This is a genomic window from Spiractinospora alimapuensis (assembly GCF_018437505.1).
Lineage (GTDB): Bacteria > Actinomycetota > Actinomycetes > Streptosporangiales > Streptosporangiaceae > Spiractinospora > Spiractinospora alimapuensis.
Window position 1 is genome coordinate 2,063,200 of the sequence record NZ_CP072467.1, and the last position, 21,306, is coordinate 2,084,505.

20 protein-coding genes and 1 pseudogene are annotated in these 21,306 nt (G+C 68.4%); 9 read left to right on the plus strand and 12 right to left on the minus strand.

Going from position 1 to position 21,306, the window contains the following annotated elements:
* Nucleotides 1–74: 74 nt before the first annotated feature.
* From J4H86_RS09465 to dctP, 3 genes are all read right to left on the minus strand, one after another.
* On the minus strand, nucleotides 75–1,496 hold the full coding sequence (locus tag J4H86_RS09465) for a TRAP transporter large permease (RefSeq protein WP_236543138.1): 1,422 nt from the start codon (nucleotides 1,494–1,496) through the stop codon (nucleotides 75–77).
* A complete protein-coding gene (locus J4H86_RS09470) occupies nucleotides 1,493–2,041 on the minus strand; it encodes a TRAP transporter small permease subunit (RefSeq protein ID WP_236543139.1) in 549 nt (182 codons plus the stop codon). The genes J4H86_RS09465 and J4H86_RS09470 overlap by 4 nt, the downstream gene beginning before the upstream one ends.
* Before the next feature lie 72 nt (nucleotides 2,042–2,113).
* The gene (dctP, locus tag J4H86_RS09475) at nucleotides 2,114–3,166 is read right to left on the minus strand and encodes a TRAP transporter substrate-binding protein DctP (protein ID WP_236543140.1); all 1,053 of its coding nucleotides are present in this window, start codon (nucleotides 3,164–3,166) and stop codon (nucleotides 2,114–2,116) included.
* Between the two features lie 344 nt (nucleotides 3,167–3,510).
* Here dctP and J4H86_RS09480 point away from each other — a divergent pair, with 344 nt between their 5' ends.
* Together J4H86_RS09480 and J4H86_RS09485 are read left to right on the plus strand one after the other, a co-directional pair.
* Entirely contained in the window at nucleotides 3,511–4,152 is a 642-nt protein-coding gene (locus J4H86_RS09480) for a class II aldolase/adducin family protein (protein ID WP_236543962.1), read from the plus strand.
* A gap of 177 nt (nucleotides 4,153–4,329) precedes the next feature.
* The gene (locus J4H86_RS09485; RefSeq protein ID WP_236543141.1) at nucleotides 4,330–4,677 is read left to right on the plus strand and encodes a hypothetical protein; all 348 of its coding nucleotides are present in this window, start codon (nucleotides 4,330–4,332) and stop codon (nucleotides 4,675–4,677) included.
* 107 nt (nucleotides 4,678–4,784) lie between these two features.
* On the opposite strand, the gene J4H86_RS09490 is transcribed toward J4H86_RS09485, so the two are convergent.
* From J4H86_RS09490 to J4H86_RS09510, 5 genes are all read right to left on the minus strand, one after another.
* Nucleotides 4,785–5,678 carry an aldehyde dehydrogenase family protein gene (locus J4H86_RS09490; RefSeq protein WP_236543142.1) on the minus strand — a complete coding sequence of 298 codons (894 nt, stop codon included), beginning with the start codon at nucleotides 5,676–5,678 and terminating at the stop codon, nucleotides 4,785–4,787.
* A complete protein-coding gene (locus tag J4H86_RS09495; RefSeq protein WP_236543143.1) occupies nucleotides 5,671–7,107 on the minus strand; it encodes an aldehyde dehydrogenase family protein in 1,437 nt (478 codons plus the stop codon). The genes J4H86_RS09490 and J4H86_RS09495 overlap by 8 nt, the downstream gene beginning before the upstream one ends.
* 17 nt (nucleotides 7,108–7,124) lie before the next feature.
* A complete protein-coding gene (gene deoC, locus J4H86_RS09500; RefSeq protein ID WP_236543144.1) occupies nucleotides 7,125–8,075 on the minus strand; it encodes a deoxyribose-phosphate aldolase in 951 nt (316 codons plus the stop codon).
* Between the two features lie 126 nt (nucleotides 8,076–8,201).
* Nucleotides 8,202–8,774: a GNAT family N-acetyltransferase gene (locus J4H86_RS09505; RefSeq protein ID WP_236543145.1), complete on the minus strand. Its 573-nt coding sequence runs from the start codon at nucleotides 8,772–8,774 to the stop codon at nucleotides 8,202–8,204.
* Nucleotides 8,775–8,907: 133 nt separating this feature from the next.
* A complete protein-coding gene (locus J4H86_RS09510) occupies nucleotides 8,908–9,642 on the minus strand; it encodes a hypothetical protein (RefSeq protein WP_236543146.1) in 735 nt (244 codons plus the stop codon).
* 384 nt (nucleotides 9,643–10,026) lie between these two features.
* On the opposite strand from J4H86_RS09510, the gene J4H86_RS09515 reads away from it, so the two are divergent.
* A complete protein-coding gene (locus J4H86_RS09515; RefSeq protein ID WP_236543147.1) occupies nucleotides 10,027–10,179 on the plus strand; it encodes a hypothetical protein in 153 nt (50 codons plus the stop codon).
* Nucleotides 10,180–10,460: 281 nt separating this feature from the next.
* On the opposite strand, the gene J4H86_RS09520 is transcribed toward J4H86_RS09515, so the two are convergent.
* Together J4H86_RS09520 and J4H86_RS09525 are read right to left on the minus strand one after the other, a co-directional pair.
* Entirely contained in the window at nucleotides 10,461–11,042 is a 582-nt protein-coding gene (locus J4H86_RS09520; protein WP_236543148.1) for a TIGR03086 family metal-binding protein, read from the minus strand.
* 73 nt (nucleotides 11,043–11,115) lie between these two features.
* Nucleotides 11,116–11,862 carry an SAM-dependent methyltransferase gene (locus tag J4H86_RS09525; RefSeq protein ID WP_236543149.1) on the minus strand — a complete coding sequence of 249 codons (747 nt, stop codon included), beginning with the start codon at nucleotides 11,860–11,862 and terminating at the stop codon, nucleotides 11,116–11,118.
* Nucleotides 11,863–12,098: 236 nt separating this feature from the next.
* Here J4H86_RS09525 and J4H86_RS09530 point away from each other — a divergent pair, with 236 nt between their 5' ends.
* Both J4H86_RS09530 and J4H86_RS27725 read left to right on the plus strand, forming a co-directional pair.
* Nucleotides 12,099–12,785 carry a class I SAM-dependent methyltransferase gene (locus J4H86_RS09530; RefSeq protein ID WP_236543150.1) on the plus strand — a complete coding sequence of 229 codons (687 nt, stop codon included), beginning with the start codon at nucleotides 12,099–12,101 and terminating at the stop codon, nucleotides 12,783–12,785.
* A gap of 127 nt (nucleotides 12,786–12,912) precedes the next feature.
* Nucleotides 12,913–13,121 (plus strand): annotated as a pseudogene (locus J4H86_RS27725) (IS982 family transposase); the annotation flags it as partial.
* A gap of 250 nt (nucleotides 13,122–13,371) precedes the next feature.
* On the opposite strand, the gene J4H86_RS09535 reads toward J4H86_RS27725, so the two are convergent.
* Together J4H86_RS09535 and J4H86_RS09540 are read right to left on the minus strand one after the other, a co-directional pair.
* The gene (locus J4H86_RS09535; protein ID WP_236543151.1) at nucleotides 13,372–14,967 is read right to left on the minus strand and encodes a serine/threonine-protein kinase; all 1,596 of its coding nucleotides are present in this window, start codon (nucleotides 14,965–14,967) and stop codon (nucleotides 13,372–13,374) included.
* Complete coding sequence (locus tag J4H86_RS09540; RefSeq protein WP_236543152.1) at nucleotides 14,957–16,855, minus strand: N-6 DNA methylase; 1,899 nt, start codon at nucleotides 16,853–16,855, stop codon at nucleotides 14,957–14,959. The genes J4H86_RS09535 and J4H86_RS09540 overlap by 11 nt, the downstream gene beginning before the upstream one ends.
* Before the next feature lie 201 nt (nucleotides 16,856–17,056).
* Between J4H86_RS09540 and J4H86_RS09545 the strand changes: the two genes are divergently transcribed.
* From J4H86_RS09545 to J4H86_RS09560, 4 genes are all read left to right on the plus strand, one after another.
* Nucleotides 17,057–17,509 (plus strand): hypothetical protein, encoded by a 453-nt coding sequence (locus J4H86_RS09545; protein ID WP_236543153.1) that lies wholly within the window; start codon nucleotides 17,057–17,059, stop codon nucleotides 17,507–17,509.
* Between the two features lie 260 nt (nucleotides 17,510–17,769).
* On the plus strand, nucleotides 17,770–19,401 hold the full coding sequence (locus J4H86_RS09550) for an ABC transporter substrate-binding protein (protein ID WP_236543154.1): 1,632 nt from the start codon (nucleotides 17,770–17,772) through the stop codon (nucleotides 19,399–19,401).
* Nucleotides 19,402–19,468: 67 nt separating this feature from the next.
* On the plus strand, nucleotides 19,469–20,395 hold the full coding sequence (locus J4H86_RS09555) for an ABC transporter permease (RefSeq protein ID WP_236543155.1): 927 nt from the start codon (nucleotides 19,469–19,471) through the stop codon (nucleotides 20,393–20,395).
* Entirely contained in the window at nucleotides 20,388–21,293 is a 906-nt protein-coding gene (locus J4H86_RS09560; RefSeq protein WP_236543156.1) for an ABC transporter permease, read from the plus strand. Before J4H86_RS09555 ends, J4H86_RS09560 begins: the two co-directional genes overlap by 8 nt.
* Nucleotides 21,294–21,306: the final 13 nt, after the last annotated feature.

A 21,306-nucleotide genomic window follows, 5' to 3' on the forward strand; every position in this document is an offset into this window, starting at 1 on the left:
GGATCAGGCCCGACATGGGTGGGGCCCCTCCGGTTCCGGAGGGGCCCCACCGAAGCGGTCAGCGCGCGAACGCGCTAACCGGTGCCTAACATCTGGCTGGGCAGCCAGGTGACCAGGTCGGGGAAGACGCAGAGGACCAAGATCCCCACGGCCAGGACACCCACGTAGGGCAGCGCGCCCAACAGGATGTCCCGCAACGGCACCTCCGGCGCGATGCCCTGGACCACGAAGAGGTTCAGCCCCACGGGCGGAGTGATCAGGCCCATCTCCATATTCAGGGTCATGACGATCCCGAACCAGATCGGGTCGAACCCCAGCGCGACCACCACCGGGAAGAGGACCGGCATGGTGATGAGGATGATCGCCACGGGTGGGACGAAGAAGCCGAGGATCAGGAACACCACGTTCATGGCGATGAAGATGATCCAACGGTTCACCTCCATGCCCGCGATGGCGGCCGCCAGTTCCTGCGGAACCCCCAGGAACGCGAGGATCTGGCCGAGTACCGCCGAGAACGCGATGATCATCATGATCATGGTCCCGGTGCGGGTGGTCTCCAGCCCCACGTCGAGGATCTTGCGCAGGTTCAGCGAACGGTAGAAGACCGCGACGAGGACGAACGCGCCGAGCGCGCCCACCGCCGCCGCCTCACTGGGGGTCGCGATCCCCAGGTAAAGCGTCGCGAGAACCCCGACGATGAGGGTGAGGAACGGAATGACCTTCACCAGGATCTTGATCCGGTGGGCCCAGGAGTACAGCTCCGCCCTTTCGATCGCGGACAGTTCACCGTCGCCGGACGTTGCCGTCCCGGAGTCTCCGCTCGCGGCGCCCCCTCCCGCGGAGGTCCCGGCCGGAACTTTCTCGGGGATGATCGGGGCACCGGCGCGGAGCCGCTTCAGCGTCAGGGAGATGAAGATCCAGACGCAGAACATGACCGTGATCATGATCCCGGGTACGACGCCACCGAGGAAGAGCTGCCCGATGGACTGCTCGGTCGAGATGCCGTAGAGGATCAGGGTGACACTGGGCGGGATGAGGATGCCCAGGGTGCCGCCCGCCACGATCGCGCCGGTGGCGACGTCCTTCGGGTATCCGCGCCGGATCATCTCCGGAATCGCGATCTTGCCGATGGCGGCGGATGTGGCGGGACTGGAGCCGGTGAGGGCGGAGAACATGGCGCACGCCAAGACGGAACTCATGGCCAGTCCGCCCCGGACGCGCCCGAACCAGACGTGTGCCGCCTCCAGCAGGTCGTCACTCGCCTTGGAACGTCCGAAGACCGCGCCCATGAGGATGAACAGTGGCACCGCGAGGAGGCTGAAGCTGTTCAGCGAGTCGAAGGTCGTATTGGCGAAGTACCAGAACTCCGACGGGGACAGGAAGACGATGATGGCCAGGAGCGCGGTGAGTCCCAAGGCGTAGGCGACGGGGACCCCCAACGCCATCATCACCAACAGTAGGGCCCCGACGATGGCGCCGATAACGAGACCGCTCAATGTCCCGCACCTCCTCCCGTGGCGGGGACGAACTCCTGGACGTCCTTTTCGCCGGTGAACAGGCCGTGGGCCAGGCGTCCGGTGATCATCAGGTACTGGAGGCTGACCAGGGCCATCCCCAGCGGCAGGATCAGGTGGGGGTAGACCAGAGGCGGATTCCACGCGGTACCCGAATGGGCACCCACCTCGAGAGTGTGCAGCCACATGTTCGTGGCGATCACGGTCACGATGATGGTGAACAAGGTCGCCAACACGGCGGCCACCAGGCGCATGACCAACCGGCCGCGTGGGGGCATCACGTTGACGACGAGGTCGATCCGAACGTGGTCGCCATGGCGCAGGCCGTAGGCGCCGCCGACGAACGAGGCGAACATGAGCAGGTAGATGGTGAGCTCGGTCTGCCAGACGGTGGAGGCGCCGAAGATGTAGCGCAGGACGACCCCGTAGCAGACGACGAGCATCGCCACCAGGATCAGGACCGCGCTGACATAACCGGAGACGGCACACATCCGGTCGATGACGCGGGCTAAGGAAGTTCTAGGCATGGGATCTGGGAACTCCGGGGGGTCGCGCGGGGGAAGGCCCGCTCGCGGGCCGCTGTGGGCGGGGAATCGGTGCTACTCCGCGGGGACCGATCGGGCGGCCTCAATCATGTCGGCACCACCTTCGACGTCATCGGCGAAGGAGTCCCACACGGGCTCGGAGACCTCGAGCCACTCCTCGAAGGCGTCGTCGTCCATCGGTTCGACGGTGACTCCCGCCTCCTCGAAGGCCTCGTCGACGCGCTCGTCATCGGCCTGGGACTCCTCGTAGGCGAAGTCCTGCAGGTCCTGGCCCACCTCGAGCAGGATCTCCTGTTGCTCCTCGGTCAGTTCCTCGAACTGGTCCTTACCGATCACCAGAGGCTCGAACATGAACCAGAAGGTGTTCCCACCCACCGGGGACGTGTAGGAGTCGACCTGCTCATACAACCGGTAGGAGCCGAACGACGAGGTGGAGGTGATCGCGGAGTCCAGTGTCCCGGTCTGGATTCCGTTGTAGATGTCGGAGGACGGCATGCTGGACAGGCCGAACCCGACCGACTCCAGCATCTCCTCGATCCGCGGACCGGCGGCGCGGGTCACACTGCCCGAGGGGACGTCGTCGGGCGTGAGGATCGGGTCCTCGGTGGTGGAGGCGATGGCGCCCGCGTTCCACACCCAGGTGAGGATGACCAGTCCCGCTTCATCGGCCATGTCCTCCACCATCTGGCCGACCTCGTGCTCCTGCCAGTTCTGGGCCTGGGTGTGGTTACGCACCATGGCGGGCATCAGGGTGAGGCTGAACTCGGGGTGGTCGCCCGCGGCGTAGTCCAGCGGGTACACCGACATGTCGACGGTGCCCTGGCGGATCGCGTTGTATTGCTCGGTGGGATCCTCGATCAGGGAGTTCGCCGGGTTGACGTTGATGGACACGGCGCCGTCGGTTCGCTCTTCCACGTCCTCGGCGAACCGCTCGGCGAGGACGCTGCGGAAGTCACCGTCGCCCTCGTCGGCGGCCGGCCACTGGTGGGACAGTCGAAGGGTCGTCGACTCGCCGTCGCCCCCGCCTCCGTCAGCGAGTCCACAACCAACCAACGCGCCCGTTGCGAGGACGGCGACGGTTGACAGTCTCCACTGGGGTCGGAGCATGGTTGTCTCCCCCTTCATAGGCAGAGCAGGAATGGCTGGGCCAGTAAAACATCCTATGTCTTTGGGAGGATCGGCGTGTGATACACCTCTCCCCCCTCAATGACGGTGATTACAATACAGGTGGCACATATCGCCCGGTCAAGGTGTTAGCGGATAGAAGATCATGATGTGGACATCGGCGCGTTTGTCCTGCGTATCGCGGAGCTGCCAGGGACCCCGCACCCGTGCTCGACGAATCACCACCGAGCCACAGGCGCGACGGTGCCCCCTGCGCCCCCACACCTCGGACGCGGAACTAACCTGACCACGACCGATCCGCGACGAGGAGGACTCTGGCCGTGCGAATGCAACGGGAACGTGAACAGTTGGCGGACGCCGGTCGGGAGCTCGTCGACCACGGACTCGTCGTCGGCACGAGTGGCAACCTCTCCGCCCGCTCCGGCGACCTGGTCGCCGTCACTCCCACCGGCGCGGACCTCGGCGAGCTGACTCCGGACATGATGTCGGTGATCGACCTGGACGGCGCGCTCGTCGACGGGGAGCTCGCTCCCACCTCGGAGGTGCCGATGCACCTCGCCGTGTACCGGGCCACCGACACCGCGGCGATCGCGCACGCACACGCCCTCGCGTCGACGGCGGTCGCCTGCACCACCGACGAGCTCCCCATGATCCACTACGCGATGCTCGGATTGGGTGGGACGGTTCGGGTCGCGCCCTACGCCACCTACGGATCCGATGAGCTCGCGGCCAACGTCCTGGCCGCGCTGGAGGACCGCAAGGCGGCCCTGATGCAGAACCACGGGTCGATCGCGCTCGGGTCCTCAGTCGCCGACTCCGTCGCGAACCTGCGGATACTGGAGTGGCTGTCGGACCTCTACGCCCGAACCCGCTCCCTGGGGACGCCACGCGTTCTCTCCGTCGAAGAACAGTCCGCCGTGGTGGAAAAGGTGCGCGCCACCGACTACGGGCGGCCTCGACCCGCCTGATCGGCGCGCGGCGCGAGAGGGGTTGGCACGACGGTGACTTCCGGTGTGTCCGGAACCGGCCACAGACGGTATTCTGCGCTGGCGTGCTGATCTTGGCGCGTTTTACTCCCTTTTCTCCCGCGGTCTCGTCCCCCTCCTATTGACGAGGCCGCCGTTTCCGCTGAGAGGACCCCCTGAATGATCATCTGGAAGGGCTGGGGAATCCTGGTCGTTCTGATCGCCGTCCCCCTCGCGGCGCTTTCGTCGGTGATCGCCGGCAGCATCGGCGAATCGGTCGTCGGACCGCAGAACGCCGATCTCATCGCACCGCTCGGCGGCGCCGTGGGTCTGGCCATCGCCGCCATCATCGTGTTCGTGCTCGGGCGGTGGATGAACGCGCCCGTTCCCGGGTACGACCCCCAGACCGGTCAGCCCGTCTACTTCAAGAACCGGCACTCGTTGTTCTTCATCCCGATGCAGTGGTGGAGCTTCCTCCTGCTCGGAGTCGCGTTGATCTTCGTGTTCGGACCTCTCACCGAACTCTGACGGCTCGGGGGGTGGGGTGAGAGAGTCGCCCTCACCCCACCCCGTTCCACGCGAACCGCGATCCCCCGTGCATCGGGGCCGCGGCGGCGGGCGCCCCTCGACGGGGGTCACACGCCGATCGGATGCCAGACGGTCTTGGTCTCGACGAAGCGACGCAACCGCGCGACTCCCGGCGCGGCATGCCAGTCAGTCGGCGTGGCGCCGGGCCGCAGGACCCGGGTGAGCGTGCTCGCCGCCGCCCGTTCCAGTTCGACGGCCTCCTCACGCCCGCCCGTCGTCGCCCCGGTCAGGTCCAGGGCGTCGACGTCGGCGTGGCTGGCCAACGGCGCCAGGAGCTCGCCCGCACGCCCGGTCAGGACGTTCACGACTCCCCCCGGCAGGTCGGAGGTGGCCAGTACCTCGGCCAACGTGACCGCGGGCAGGGGAGCCCGCTCACTCGCCACCACGACGCAGGTGTTTCCCGCGGTGATGACCGGTGCGAGCACCGACACCAGGCCGAGCAGCGGATCCTCCGGCGGCGCCACGACGCCGACCACGCCCACTGGCTCGGGCGCGGACTGGTTGTAATACGGCCCGGCCACCTCGTTCGGGTTGCCCAGCACCTGGGTGAGCTTGTCCGCCCATCCCGCGTAGTGGACCCACCGGTCGATGGCGGCCGAGACCGTGTCCCCGGCCTCCTGTGGCGACTCCCCGGCCGACGCGGCGACCTCGGACACGAACTGGTCCCGTCGTCCCTCCATCATCTCCGCCACCCGATAGAGGATCTGGCCCCGGTTGTACCCGGTCCGCGCCGACCAACCGGCGACGGCCGAGCGTGCGGACACCACGGCGTCGCGGACGTCCTTTCGGGAGGCCTGGGCGGCGTTGGCGAGGTGGGCGCCTGACACGTCGGACACGGGGTAACTCCTGGCCGACTCGGAGCGGGGGAACGCCCCGCCCACATAGAGCTTGTAGGTCTTGCGGACACTGAGCCGCCGCGGGGCGGTCTCGGGCTCACGCATCGAGGTAGGCCTCCAGTCCGTGTCGTCCGCCCTCGCGCCCGTAGCCGGACTCCTTGTAGCCGCCGAACGGGCTGGCGGCGTCGAACTTGTTGAACGTGTTCGACCACACGACGCCCGCGCGCAGCCGTTGCGCGGTCCACAGCATCCTCGAGCCCTTCTCCGTCCAGACCCCCGCCGAGAGGCCGTAGGGCGTGTTGTTCGCCTTGGTGATCGCCTCGTCCGGGGTACGGAAGGTCAGGACGCTCAGGACCGGGCCGAAAACCTCCTCGCGGGCGACGCGGTGCGCCTGGGTGACGCCGGTGAACACGGTGGGTGGGAACCAGTAGCCCCGCTCGGGGAGGACGCAGCTCGCCGTCCAACGCTCGGCGCCCTCCTCACCACCCACGTCCACGAGCTCCTGGATTCGTCGGAGCTGCTCGGCGGAGTTGATCGCGCCCACGTCGGTGTTCTTGTCCAGCGGATCACCGACCCGCAGCCGCTCGATCCGCCCGCGCAGCTTGTCCAACACCTCCTCCGCGACGGACTCCTGTACGAGAAGGCGGGAGCCGGCGCAGCACACGTGGCCCTGGTTGAAGAAGATGCCCGACACGATTCCCTCGACCGCCTGGTCGATGGCCGCGTCGTCGTACACCAGGTTGGCGCCCTTGCCGCCGAGTTCCAGGGTGAGGCGTTTGCGGGTACCGGCGACGGTGCGCGCGATCTCCCGCCCCACCTCGGTGGACCCGGTGAACGCGACCTTGTCGGCGTCGGGATGGTCCGCCAGGAGTCGCCCGGTCTCGCCCGCGCCGGTCACGATGTTGACCACGCCCGGAGGGAGGTCGGCCTCCTGACAGATGGCGGCGAACGCCAACGCGGTGAGTGGCGTGGTCTCGGCTGGTTTGAGGACCACGGTGTTCCCCGTGGCCAGCGCGGGGGCGACCTTCCAGGCCAGCATGAGCAGCGGGAAGTTCCACGGGATGATCTGCGCGGCGACCCCCAGGGGCCGGGGGGCCGGCCCCACACCGGCCCACTCCAGTTTGTCCGCCCAGCCCGCGTGGTAGAAGAAGTGCTGGGCGACCAACGGAATGTCGACGTCGCGTGTCTCCCGGATCGGCTTTCCGTTGTCCAGGGACTCGAGGACCGCGAGCTCGCGGGATCGTTCCTGCAGGAGCCGGCTGATTCGGAACAGGTACTTCCCGCGCTCCGCGGGCGGCATCGGGCCCCAGACGGTGTCGTAGGCACGGCGCGCGGCGGCCATCGCGCGGTCCACCGCCTCGGCGTCCGCCACCGGGACGCGGGAGAGCGGCTCCTCCGTGGCCGGGTTCACGGTGACGATTCCGTCCTCGGCCGAGGCGGTGAAGGCGCCGTCGACGAACATCCCGTACTCGGGTTTGACCTCAACCACTGAGCGGGACTCCGGCGCCGGAGCGTAGTCGAACAAGTCACTCATCAGGCTCCCTCGCCGATCTAGTCGATGGTGAAGTAGTCCGGACCGGCGTAGGTGCCGGTGGACAGCCGGGTGCGCTGCATCAGCAGGTCGTTGAGCAGGCTGGAGGCGCCGATCCGGAAGTACGCCGGGTCGAGCCAGTCGGGGCCGGCGATCTCGTTGACCAGCACGAGGTTGCGCAGCGCGTCCTTGGTCGTCCGGATGCCGCCGGCCGGTTTCACACCGACCTGGAGTCCCGTCTCGGCGCGGAAGTCCCGCACCGCCTCCAGCATCACCAGCACCACCGGTGGTGTGGAGGCGGGCGAGACCTTGCCGGTGGAGGTCTTGATGAAGTCGGCGCCGGCCTCCATGGCCAGCCAGGAGGCGCGGCGCACGTTGTCGAGGGTCGCGAGCTCGCCGGTCTCCAGAATGACCTTCAGGTGCGCGGACCCGGCGCAGGCCTCCCGGACGGCGACGATCTCGTCGTGGACCTTGACGTAGTCCCCGGCGAGGAACGCCCCCCGGTCGATCACCATGTCGATCTCGGTGGCGCCCGCCGCCACCGCGGCGCGGGTGTCGGCGATCTTCGCGTCCAGGGGCGCCCGTCCGGAGGGGAAGGCCGTGGCGACGGACGCCAAGCCGACCCCGGTTCCGGCGAGTCGGGGCACCGCCGTCGCCACCATGTCGGAGTAGACACAGACCGCGGCGACGCTGGGCGCGCTGATGTCCGCGGGGTCCGGCCGGAGGGCCTTCGCGCAGAGCGCGCGCACCTTTCCCGGCGTGTCCGCCCCCTCCAACGTGGTCAGGTCCACCATGGCGATGGCGAGATCGATGCCGTAGGCCTTGCTCGAGGTCTTGATCGACCGGGTGGCGAGCTCACCCGCGCGTTGCGCGGCACCCACCTCGTCGACTCCGGGGAGGGAGTACAGGCGGCGTCTCAGGCCCGCGTTGGTGGGCGACTCCGTAGCACGGGGCTGGGTCCGCTGCGGCACGTGCACCTCGCTTCTCATGAGCCGCCGGAACGCGGCTGGGACGGGTCACGCCCCTGAGCCTAGAAGACCGGCGATCACGCGTCCGTCACGCTTTCACCACGGCCCGCCGCACACCTGCGCGACCACTCAGCGGGTGTCGGGAACGAGTTCCTTGCGAAGCTCCACGAACTCCAGGTCGTCGCGTCGAGGGATCCCGAATCGTTCGTCGCCGTAGGGGAAGGGCGCCGTGTCGCCCGTCAACGCGTAGCCGCGTCGTTCGTACCAGGCGATCAACGACGAGCGCTGCCGCAGGACGAGCATCCGCACCCGTCGGGCCGCCCAGTGGCGCGCCGCGTAGTCCTCGGCTTCGGCGAGAACCCTGCGCCCCACGCCCCCTGCCTGCGCGTCGGGGTTCACCGTCAGCATCCCGAGGTAGGCGGTACCCCCCGCACCGTCCTTGGGTGCGTTCAGTTCACAGCACGCCAGTGGCGTGCCCGCGGACTCCAGCACCAGGAAGACGGTGCCCTCGGTGTCGTAGAACCCCTCGAGAGTGACGTGGTCGATGCGCTGCCCATCGAGGAACTCCGTCTCGGTGGTCCAGCCTCGCTGGGCGGCGGCGCCACGGTAGGCCGAGTTGACGAGGGCCACGAGCGCGGGAATGTCGCTCCTGCTAGCCGTCCGGATCACCGACTCCGGAGCCTCGGATTCCCCTGTGCGCATGGACTCCTCCCTCCAGCCGGGCCGCCTGTGCGACCGCGACTCAGAATAGTCAGCGTTGTTCCCTGTCCGGGGCACCACGGCGATCACTTCCCATCGGGCGATGGACGGAAAGCGCGCGGGCAGCGGGCGTGCGCTATCCCGTGGCGGCCCAGAGCACGATCCCCGCCACCAGGATCACCGAGACCTGGAGGATCAGACGCTGGTGACTGGCGCGTGGTTGGACGACCCGAAAGCGCGGGGGGAAAGCGGTGTCATACCGGACTCGTACGGTCCCGCCGGGAGTCACCGGGGCCGTGAACCGCAGATCGGGATTGCGCGTGTGGACGATCCGTCCGTCGTACGCGACGAAGCGGATCGCGGTGGGGAACTCGATCGTGGAGGCTCCCCTCGCCTTCCTGTGGACCTCCCGCCACATGCCGGTCACCTCCGCGTCCGTCTCGGCGAAGCGCCCGGGCACGGGTACGGCCCGCGCGAGCGCGTCGACCCACGACGGCCAGACCCGGTGGGTGCCGGCCTCCGGCCAGTGCACGTGGTCGATCCGGGCCGTGGAGGGGTTACCCGCGGAGATCATGACCTCCACTTCCGTCCCCGGGGGAGGTTCGTAGCCCGCCGAACCGTCGACGGCACGGACCTCGGTCTGGTTTCCGTGCTCGTCCTGGACCATGAGACGCAACGGCGGCCCCGCCGCGCCGTTGAGCCCGTTGTCCAGGCGTTCCGCGGCGGTGACCCGGCCGCGAACCGCCATCGGATCGCGCAGGGCCCGGTGGCGCCGCCACGCCGCGAACGCGCCCGGCCCGGCGGCACGAAGCGCGCACGAGACGACGAGAGCCGCGGCGAAGAACACAAGTGGCACAAAGAGGAAGGCCATCGGCGTCTTCCTCCCTGTCGCACGCCCAACGGATCACCCACAAGGTACAGGGACCGAACGGTCGTCGGACCGAGGACCAGACAGAGCGCCGCCAGGGCGACGAAGAGCGGCCGCGGGGTCATATGTCTCGATAGCCGTCCGTTCCCACTCGTCGTCGGACGTGCCTACCGGGCGACCGGGGCCCCGATCAGAACACCATCGCGAAGAGAACGACGGCCACGACGACGACCACGGGCCAGAAGACTTCGGAAACGCGAACTCCCCCCGTTCCCCGTGGTCCGTCCCCGCGGCGAGCGCGGCACAGGCCACGGACACCGCGAGGGACACGGTGAGACCACTGGGACGTCCGTTGGGGAGTAGCCGTGGCGCGGGAGGTTGTCTCCCGTGACGATCAGCACGGGAATCCCGTACCAGAGCACCACCGGCCAGAGGAACAGCAGCAAGGCCTTGGCTCCCCAGGTCCGCTCGCCCTTGGTGAAGGCGATGACGGCACAGACGGTGGGGATCCCCAGCGAGGCCGAGATGCCGATGGCGTAGAACACGCGATGGGTGAAATCGGTCGAGAACTGGTTGGATACTTGGGCTTCGAGTCCCGCCACGCAGCCGGCGGGCCCCACGGTCACGCATATCGCTGAGAGGAACAGCAACAGGCCGCGCAGTCGGCGGCGCGGCCCGGGCGCGGTGGCGTCCCCCGGGTTCGGGGGTTGGCCGGGGGACGTGCGTCCTGTTCGCTCATGCGACTTCCGACGCCCGAAGCACCCGATCCGGCTCCCGGATTCGGCGGGCACGAGAACCACTGGCGTGGACCGCGCGGTCACTCAGGCGGAGCGTCCCGTCTTGGCCAACAGCAGGGTCTGCCCGTCGGCGTCGTCGGCCACGCGGGGCTGTGGTGCGAACATCGGGTTCAGACCGTCGCTCTGGCCAGGCGCGATGTCGCCCCGGAGGTCCTCGGAGTCCAGCAGGAAGGCGACGAGTTCGGAGTTGAGCGTGGGGTCGGCGCCGATTCCCTTGGCGAGGTCCCACGCGTGCACCGCGAGGTCGAACGTCATCTGCCACAGGTACAACGAGCCCTCCGCGTCGCCGAAGGAGAGGTGGACCGTCTCCTCCGTGGCTCCGGGACGGAGCCACGCACGTCGCGCCTCCCGCGCCGCGACCTCCCATGTACGGACGGGTTCGTCGCCCAGCGGATTCCCGTCGAACCGGTCCCCGGCGTCCTCGATGCGTCCACCGTCGAGGAGGTAGGGCACCCACAGTTGCTCGGTGACCAGGTGATCCACCAGGTCGTGCACGTCCCACTCGGTGCAGGGCGTGCGGTCGGCCCACTGTGTGGGCCCGATCTCGTGCATTCGCCGATCGAACTCGGCCATCGCCGTTCCGTGCATATCCAACAGGTCCGTCATCGTTGATCTCGCTTCGTCGCTCGTGGGTTTCGCGCTCTTGGCCCGGGGCCGCCGCCGTCAGAACACCCGCCGGCTAGTGGCGTAGGACGAAGACCCCCCAACCCAACTGCCGACGCTCGTAGCGCAGGTAGCCGTCCCGCATCCGCCGCATGGTCGCCAGCATCTCCTCCGCGTCAGAGTGCCCTGGGTTGTCGCGTACCCACGAGTGGGCCGCGCGCCACTGGGAAGCGTTGTAGTTGTCCCAGTCGTCGGGTGAGGCGAGAACCATGTCGACGAGTTCGAAGCCAGCGTCCGCACATCGACGCGCCGTTCCGGCGAGATCGCTGAAGGTGTCCTCCGTGAACCCGTGCAGCTCCAGCAGTTCGGAACTGGGCGGCTCGGTCCAGAAGGGTTCGCCGACGAGCACGGTGCCCCCCGGTTCGAGCATCGAGCCCATCAGGTCCAGCGTGCCCTCGAGTCCGTCACCGATCCAGGTCGCGCCGAGGCAGGCCACGACGTCGAACCGTGTGGTGCTCGGGTACTGGCGGACGAACTCCGCCGCGTCCTGTTCGGTGAAGGTCACCCGATCGGTGAGACCGAGTTCGATCGCCCGCTCCTCCGCCTCCATCAGGAACACCGGACTCACGTCCACCCCGATGCCGGCCGCGGTGTAGCGGTCGGCCCAACGGCAGAGCATCTCCCCCTTGCCACACCCCAGGTCCAGGATGTGGCTGGCGTGATCGATCTCCGCGATCTCGCCGAGCCGGTCCAACTTCTGGCTGCTCAACGGGTTGATGATGCGGTTGACCTCGGAGCGCTCGTGGAATCGAAGGGTGTTCATCACGCGATGATGCCCGATCTCCCACGGCGCGCACCACGCAATTGCGCGAGTCGACGGCCCGGCCTCGCCATCTCCCGGGTGGTTCCCGGCGCGCCTCGTCGCCAGCGGCCTGACGGGGAAACACATCCCGGGTTCAGCCAGACGCGCGACCGGCCAATGATCATTTTCGGTGACCAATTGATCACGATGCGCCGATGCACCGGCGCGGTCGAGGGCGGGGGTTCCACAATGGGCGGATGAGCGACGCACAGTACGGGCCTGACTTCTGGGACGAGTTCTACCGCGGCGACAGCACAGTGTGGAGTGGCGCCCCCAACCAGGTTCTGGTGGAGGAGGTGGCCGGTCTCCCGCCCGGTCGAGCCCTGGACGTCGGTGCCGGAGAGGGCGCGGACGCCGTATGGCTGGCGCGCAACGGGTGGCGGGTCACCGCCGTGGACATCTCCCGTGTCGCGCTGGACCGGGCCGCGGCGCACGCGCGGGAGTACGGCGAGGAGCTCGGTTCCCGGATCGACTGGTGGTGCGCCGACGTGACGACGACCGCGCCGGAACGCGCCGCGTACGACTTGGTCACGGCGTTCTACTTCCATCTCCCCCTGCACCCACGCGCCAACGCGCTACGCGGCCTCGCCGCGTCCGTCGCCCCCGGTGGCACCCTCCTCGTCGTGGGGCACGACCCGCGGGAACTGGAGCTGCTGGACGACCCGGACCAGGGGCCCAGCCCAGACAGTTGGTTCATGCCCGAGGAGATCGCCGCACTGCTGGATGCCCGGGTCTTCGACCTCCAGACAGCGACGATCCGGTCCCGCACTGCCCCCACCGAACCGGCGAACCGGCGGGACGAGGAGCACGACCACGGACACGGGCACGACCACGGCGGAGGCCACAGTGCCGATGTCGTCGTGCGCGCCAGACGCCGCACCTGACCTGCTCCAGGTGTCGCCAACGGCACGACCGAGATCGCCCATCCCAATCGTGTCGGGGTCAGGAGCTGAAGGTGGCCCCCTCCTCGACGTGTCCGACGCGCGCCCGGGGTCGGCGAGACGCGGACACGGCCCGCGGAGTTTTCCCGGTTGGCTACGCCAGCGCGTCCACGCCATCGTCTGGACCTGGAAGAACCAACGCGGGCTGGAACGCCACGACGCCCGCACCACCGAAGGACCGTGGGCCCGCGTCTACCTACGCATGGCGCGCTTCACGCCGCCGTCCGGCGCCGCTGGCTCATCGACGCCCCACCAAAACCATCACTCATCGCCAGCGACCGCCAATCAGCACACTTGGGAGTGTTCTCTGAGGGTTCTCGGGTGCGGGAGGGGGCGTCGCCCCTACTGGGGCGGCCACGCGGATGGTGCCCCGGCGGGGGCCCGGGCTTCGGCTCGCAGGACGGTCCGTGCTGGGCGTCCTGGTTGGTTGTCCGGAAGGATCGACACAGGCGAACGTCGTCCTCGCGGTCGCGAGTCTCCAGCACCCTCAACAGCGCCCCCACGGGGCACAGCGGGGCAAAGCCACGACCTAGCCCGGCGGGCGGGTGGTTCGGCTGAGGAGTGCGTACACCTGTCGAGCGGCGGCGTCGTCGGGGCCACGCAGGCGGACGAGGTCGGCGTGAAGCTGTCGTAGGTGGTCGGAGGCGTGTGGGTCCCCGACCCGCAGCATGAGAGTGCCCAACTGGCGGCGGAGGGAGAGAGTGCGGTCGTCGGCGGGGCCGAGGGTCTGCGCGGCGTCGGCGACGAGGCGACGCATCAGGTCCTGCGCACCGGCGTTGTCACCCGAGAACGCGAGACACGTGGCGTACTGGCGTCGGCACCGGAAGACGAGGTCGAGGTCGGCATCGGGTCGCCCGGCGAGCGCGTCGGCGAGGGACGCGAAGGCGGGGGCGGCGGCCTGGTACTCCCCGGTCTCGAAGAGGGCGTTGGCCCAGTCCCACCACACGTCCACCACCGCGGGGTCGGTGGCGTCGTGGGTGTGCCGGGCGTCCCGCACCGCCCGACCCAACAGTTCCGCGGCCTGGGGGTAGCGGGACCGCGCCTTGAGTCGTTCGGCCTCGGCGCGAACGGCGGCGAGGTCGGGCCGTGCCCCGGTGGGACCGGCCGCGGGCCGCGCCGTCGAGCCCGTGCTGGGCGGCTCGGGGGCGGGGCCTCTCGCTGACGCCGATTCCGCGCCGCTCATCAGCCGGCTCGCCGCGGCGACGTACATCCGCGCGGGCTCGACCTCCTCCGACAGTGGAACCAGGCCGGGAAGGGGGTCGAGGTCGTCGACGAAGGGCAGCAGTCCGCGGTAGACCTCGTCCGCCGCCCCCGGGCGGTCACGGGGATCCTTCTCCAGCAGCGCGCCGACCAGTTCGGCCAGGGGCGCTGGAACCGTGGAGCGTAGTTGGCGCACACGCGGGGGCCGCTCGGACACGTGCTTGATCATCAGGGCGTAGGAGGTCGCGCCGGCGAAGGGCCGGCGCGCCGTCAACATCTCGAACAGCGAGCAGCCCAGGGCGTACAGGTCACTGCTGGCCGTGGTCTGCCCGGACTGAATCTGTTCCGGCGCCATGTAGGCCGGTGTCCCCAGGGCCTGACCGGTCTGGGTGATGCGGGAGAGCTCCGGCAGCCCCTCCCCCATGGCGAGACCGAAGTCGAGGACCTTTACGGTGCCCTCCGGTTGGAGGATCAGGTTCTCCGGCTTCAGGTCACGATGGACCAGCGAGGCGTTGTGAGCGGCCGTGAGGACCGCGCAGGTCTGGGCGCCGACACACGCCGTCCACCCGGCGGAGAGCGCTCCCCGCTCCGCGAGCAGGTCGGAGATACTGATCCCCTCGACCCGCTCCATGACGAGGTAGGGCCGCCCGGCGTGGGTTCCGGAGTCGTAGACGATGGGAACCCCGGGGTGGTGCAGCGCCGCGGTGACGCGGGCCTCCCGTCGGAACCGCCGGACGAGTTCGAGATCCGGCTCGGGGGTGGGGAAGCGCACGAACTTCACCGCGACCGTGCGGCCGAGGCGGTTGTCGACGGCCTCCCACACCTCCCCCATGCCGCCCCGCCCCAGGGGGAAGTGGTGGAGCTGGTACCGGCTGTCGAATCCCTCGTCCTCGTGGGTCGCACGCACCCGTGGATCAGTGGTCACGACCGTTCCTCCCGGCATCGATCCCGCCGCTACGGACGGCCTGCCGGGCGAGGTGTACCCACTCCTCCCCCAGGTGGCTCAACTGACGCAGGCGGAGTTCGGTCTCGGCGATCCCACGCAGCAGGCTGCCGTACTCCCTCTGTTCGTCGAGGGACAAGACGGGTATCCGCGCGTTGCGCACCCCGGAACGACCGGAGGTGGACCGTCCGCTGTCGCCCCGCTCGCCAAGAAACCCGGCCAGGAAGTCAGGGTCGAGGTGGCTCGCCGCGACGCGCAGCAGGGTCAGTGTCGGTCCGAGTCCCACCCGCTGGTCCTCGCGAACCACGTGGGGAACCCCTTCTCCTCTCGGGGGGACGATCACGTCGCCTTGCCGGGTGATCACACTGTCGGGGGTCTCGTGCGTGCGCTCACTCGCCGCGCGTCCCAGGCGCAGGTCCTGGGCGGTCAGGACCGGAAGGGTTCCCTCGCCCAGCGCGAGGTCGTTGGGCGAGCGCAGGAGCCGCACCTGCCCCTGGGTGACCAGCGCCCCGAGGGTCGTCGTCCGAGCGGAGGCGGTCGGCGAGGGCGCGTCCTCGGGAACCGCGGGTGGTTCGAGCCCGGGCATCTCCCGCTCCGTCCGCCGCAGCAGGGCGAGCAGTTCCTCCTGCAGTCTCGGAAGCCGTTCCACCGCCTGTCGGTCGACTCTGCCGGTGAAGTGAGTCGCGGGCGTCAGGTCGACGTCGCCGTCCATGAGGTCGGCGACGGGAATCGCCCGGGCGCAGTCGCCGAGTTCCTCCCCGGCGAGGTGGCGAGCCCACTGCGCGCCGACCGTCCGCGCGTCGGCGGCGCCGGACACGGTCAGCACCGACGGCGTCACGTCGCCGGGCCCCTCGGGCCGACGCAGCACCCACAGGTGTGTGGTCTGGTCAAGCGGCTTGGGGAGCTCCACCACCGCCCGGACACAGCCGGCCCGCAGCAGGTTGGCGCGGATCCGACGTCCCGAGCGTCGGCTCGCGGTCGCGGCGGGCATGCGCATCACGACGCTTCCACCGGGGCGCACGTGGGCGAGGCAGTGCTGCAGCCACGCGAGGTCCGGTTCGCCCTTCGGAGGCAGGCCATAGGCCCACCGTGGGTCCATGGCCAGCGCCTCCTGGTCCCACTGCGTCTCCCGCAGCGGTGGGTCGCACAGGACCACGCCGTTTGTCGCCTGGTCGGAGAAGGCGTCGGTGGTGAGGGCGTCACCGATCGCGAGCTCGCACCGGTGTCCGCCCAGGAGCAGCCTGGCCTGGGCGATGATCCCCCGGGCCGCGTCTCCGGCCTGCAGGAGGAAGTCGTCGGCACCGGCGCGCTCCGCCGCCAGCGGCAGAACCCCGGTCCGGCACGCCGGGTCGAGGACGTTCTGTCCGTGGTGTACCCCGGCGAGGGACACCATCAGGTCGGCGATCGCGGGCGAGGTCTCGTCGTCCTCCTGCCGGGCCCAGGTCTCCTGGAAACGATCACACAGCCCGTCGTACAGCTCCCGCGGACTGTCCGCCTCACCCGTGACGGAATCACGGTCCAGCAGCACGCCCCACTCGGGAGCAGGAGGTGGCAGGAGCCCGGTGACGTCGATGCCGGCCAGTTCCGCTCCCAGATGAGCGAGGAACTCCGTCATGTGCGCGCCGCCGACGGACTCCGAACGCAACCACAGCCGATCGGCCGAGGTGGGAGCGAAGGTCCTGTCGTGCCGCTCGCACCAGTCCTCAACCTCCGACCAGGAGAACAGGGGGTTGGTGGAGGTCCCCGACACAGGGCGTGGGAAGTCCGGGTAGCGACGACGCCAGTTACTCACCGCGGGGCGGCGGACCTCCGCGAGACGCGCGATGTCGGTCGCGCTCAGGAAGACGTCGGCCGGTGGGTCAACGCTCACTGTCCCCCCTCATCAGGTGGCGGTAGCAAACGCCGCGTGCGTGGTCCGGCGCGGACCGCAGCAGTCACTCTAGCGCGCTGTCGGCCCACTCGACCGACAGTCATGTTCATTCATTTCACATAAGTTGGTATGTTAAATTGATTCACAGAGCGCCGTCTGATCGAGCCCCCACTCGACCCACACACCACAAGGAGCACCACCATGAACCACGGCCCCGCCCCCCGTCGCGGCATGTCCACCGGAGCGAAGCTGGGGATCGGCTGCCTGGGCATCACCGCCGTCCTCGCCATCGGCGGCGTCGGCTGCATGGCCGTCGTGGCCAGCACCGCCTCCGATCCCGACGAAACCGTCGACGCGGCAGACGCGGACACGGGAGACGAGGCGGAGGAGACCGAGGAGGACACCGGGACAACGGTCGGCAACGGGATCCACCTGGTCGACGACGACATCCCGGCGGGCACGTACCAGACGGACGGCCCGGACGAGGACGACATCCTCCCGATGTGCTACTGGGCACGACTCTCCGGAACCAGCGGCGAACTGGAGGAAATCATCGCCAACGACAACCTGGAGGGCCCCGGAGTGGTGACGATCGAGGAATCCGACGTCGCGCTGGAACTTTCCGGCGGCTGCGACTGGACCCTGGACGAGTAGCCCTCCCCGTCGAAATCACAATGGCGTCGAGAATTTCGCCCTTAGCGATCACTAACTACAGGTGGGACGCCAACCACAACAACATCGCAATTCGAACTTCAGTTCGAAACTCCGGGGAGTGTCAGGAGTCACTTCAGTATCTGCGTGTTACTCAACTGTAACCGCACAGGTATTGCGCGTCTTCGCAGGTCAGGGAATAGTGCGGCTGATAGTCTCAACCGCTGCTGATTTCCCCCGTGCCTATAAGGAGGCGCTCGACAATGGCAGTCCATAGGTCCCGTCCACTCATCGCCGCGACAGCCGCGGCGACGCTCCTGCTCACAGCGTGTGGCTCAGGAGGAGGAGAAGACTCCGACGCCGGTGCGACGGTGACCATCGATGGAGGTCAGCCGGAGAACCCGCTCGTGCCCGGAAACACGAACGAGGTCTTCGGTGGCGACATTCTCGACGCCCTCTTCTCCAAGCTCGTCAAGTACGACCCGGAAACCGCTGAGCCGGAGAACCTCATCGCGGAGTCCATTGAGACCGAGGACGACCAGACGTTCACCATCACCATCCGGGATGACTGGTCGTTCCACGACGGCACCGAGCTCGAGGCGCGCCACTTCGTGGACGCCTGGAACTACAACGCCTACGGCCCGAACGGTTTCGTCAACAACTACTGGTTCGAGCACATCGAGGGGTATGAGGACCTCAACCCCGAGGACGAGGACGCCGAGCCCGAAGCCGAGGAGATGTCCGGTCTCGAGGTGATCGACGAGACCACCTTCGAGGTCACCCTGAACCAGGAGTTCTCGCTGTGGCCGTTCCAGCTCGGCTACACCGTCTACGCGCCCTACCCCGACTCCTTCTACGACGACCCCGAGGAGTTCGGCCGCAACCCCGTGGGCAACGGCCCGTTCCAGTTCTCCTCCTGGAGCGACAACGAGGAGATCAGCGTCGAGGCCTGGGACGACTACCCCGGTGACGAGGGTGCCCAGATCGACGGCATCACCTGGAAGATGTACGAGGACCGTGAGGCCGCCTACGCCGACCTCACCTCCGGCAACCTCGACATCATGACCCGCCTGACGCCGGCGGCCCTTGCCGACGACGTCTACCAGGACGACCTCGGCGACCGGTACGTGGCCCAGGAGTCCGGTCTGGTCTTCTCCGCGACCATCACGGTCAACGAGGACGGCTACGACCACCCGCAGTTCCGCCAGGCGCTGTCCATGGCCACCAACCGTGAAGAGATGTCCGACCAGATCTTCAACGGATCGAACGGTCCCGCCGACGGCTGGGGAACCAGCGTCGTGCAGGCCTACCAGGACGACGCCTGCGGCGAGTTCTGCACCTTCGACCCGGACCGGGCGAACGAGCTGATGGAGGAGGCCCTGGACGACGGCTACGAGCTGCCCGACCAGGTCGAGTTCTTCTTCAACGACGACGCCGACCACCGCGAGTGGGTCGAGGCGACCGTGACGAGCTGGAACCAGGTGTTCGAGGACGTCGACGGCTTCGAGGCCGTGGCCGTTCCCGTCGCCACCTTCGGCGAGTTCCGCGAGAACATCAACGACCGGCAGTACGCGGGTCTGCTGCGCACCGGGTGGCAGATGGACTACCCGCACCTGGAGAACTTCCTCACCCCGCTGTTCGAGACCGACGCGTCCTCCAACGACGGTGACTACAGCAACGAGGACTTCGACGACCTGATGTCCGAGGCGCGAGGCACCCACGACGAGGACGACGCCGGCGAGCTGTACCAGGAGGCCGAGCGGATCCTCGCCGAGGACATGCCGACCCTCCCGATCTTCGCGGGCCAGACGGTCACGGGTTACTCCGAGAACATGGACAATGTTGAGGTCACCCCGTTCAGCGTTCCCGCCTACGAACGCCTGACGGTGCAGTAGCCAGACGCGGTGATTCGCGGCGGAGCGCCCAGGTCCGGGCGCTCCGCCAGCCTGTGAGAGGACACACATGGGCCGCTATCTGCTCCGGCGACTGCTCCAGGTCATCCCGGTCCTGTTCGGCACCACGTTCCTGGTCTACGTGGTCGTCTGGCGGATTCCCGGTGACCCCTTCGCCGGACGTTGCGGGGACCGGGCGTGCCCGGAGGCGTACATCAACGCCATGCACGAACAGTTCCGACTGAACGAGCCACTGCTCGTGCAGTACGGCCACTACATCGCCAACATGCTCCAGGGCGATCTCGGGTTGACCTACAACATGGTCCCCGTCTCCGACCTGATCGCGCAGGCGACCCCGATCACCATCCGGTTGGCCCTGGTCGCCCTCGCCTTCGAGATCGTGATCGGCGTCGTCGCCGGCGTCATCGCCGGCCTGCGCCGCAACAGCTTCTTCGACAACCTCGTCTTCGTGAGCACGCTGCTCGCCCTCTCCGTGCCGGTCTTCGTGCTCGGTCGGTTCCTGCAGTGGCTGCTCGGCGTCCAGTGGGGCATCATCACGCCCACAGTGTCGGGGGACGCCACCTGGGGCGAGCTCATAGTCCCGGGCATCGTCATCGCGACCACCACGACAGCGGTCCTGGCGCGGCTGGCACGAACGACGATCGCGGAGAACCTGCGCGCCGACTACGTCCGTACCGCGATCGCCAAGGGGCTGCCGCGGCGACGAGTGATCGGCGTCCACCTACTCCGCAACTCACTGATCCCCATCGTCACCCTCATCGGGCTGGACCTGGGGACCTTGATGGTCGGGGCCGTGGTCACCGAGGGCATCTTCAACATCAACGGACTCGGCGGACTGGTCTACCGCCACGTGCTGCGGTTGGACGCCACGGTGGTGGTGCCCGTCGCCACCCTGTTCGTCCTGATCTACATCATCGCCAACCTCGTCGTCGACCTGCTGTACGGCGTTCTCGACCCCAGGATCCGATATGAGTGAACAGCTAGCTCAGGCCGGCCCGAGCGAACGCCCACGCGGACTGTGGGACGACGCGTGGGACGAGCTGAAACGCCGGCCGATCTTCTGGATCTCGCTCGGTCTCATCATCCTGTTCATCCTGATGGCCGCGTTTCCCGGTCTCTTCACCCGGGTCAGTCCGCACTACGCGGACCTGAGCCGCAACATGGAGGGCCCCAGCGCGGAACACTGGTTCGGACTGGACCGCCAGGGTCGCGACGTCTACGCGCGCACCATCTACGGCGCGCGCGCCTCGATCATCGTGGGACTCGCGGCGACGTTGGTCACCACCGTTCTCGGTGGCCTGTTGGGCATGCTCGCCGCCTATCTCGGCGGGTGGGCGGACTCCCTCATCTCACGCTTCGGCGAGATCCTGCTCGGCCTGCCGTTCGTGCTCGGCGCCATCATCATCCTCACCACCTTCGCCGGCTCCCAGAGCGGTGCGGGACCCGTGATGATCATGTCGCTCGTGGTGGGCACGCTCACGCTCCTGTCCTGGCCGCTGGTGGCACGAATCGCCCGATCGGCCGTCTACGCCGTGAAACAGGCCGACTACGTGCAGGCCGCCCGGGCCCTGGGCGCGAGTCCGTTCCGGATCATGTTCCGGCACCTGCTGCCCAACGCGCTGGCTCCGGTGATCGTGTACGGATCGCTGCTGATCGCCACGTTCATCAGCGCGGAGGCGACGCTGTCGTTCCTTGGCGTGGGCCTTCGGCCGCCGGTCGTCTCCTGGGGAATCCAGATCTCCGAAGCGGGGGACTTCATCCGGCAGGCGTTCTTCCTGACGGCGTTCCCCACGGCGTTCCTGTGCGTCACGGTGCTGGCCTTCGTCATGTTGGGTGACGCCGTCCGCGACGCTCTCGACCCGAAGCTGCGATAGGAGTTGTGAAGCA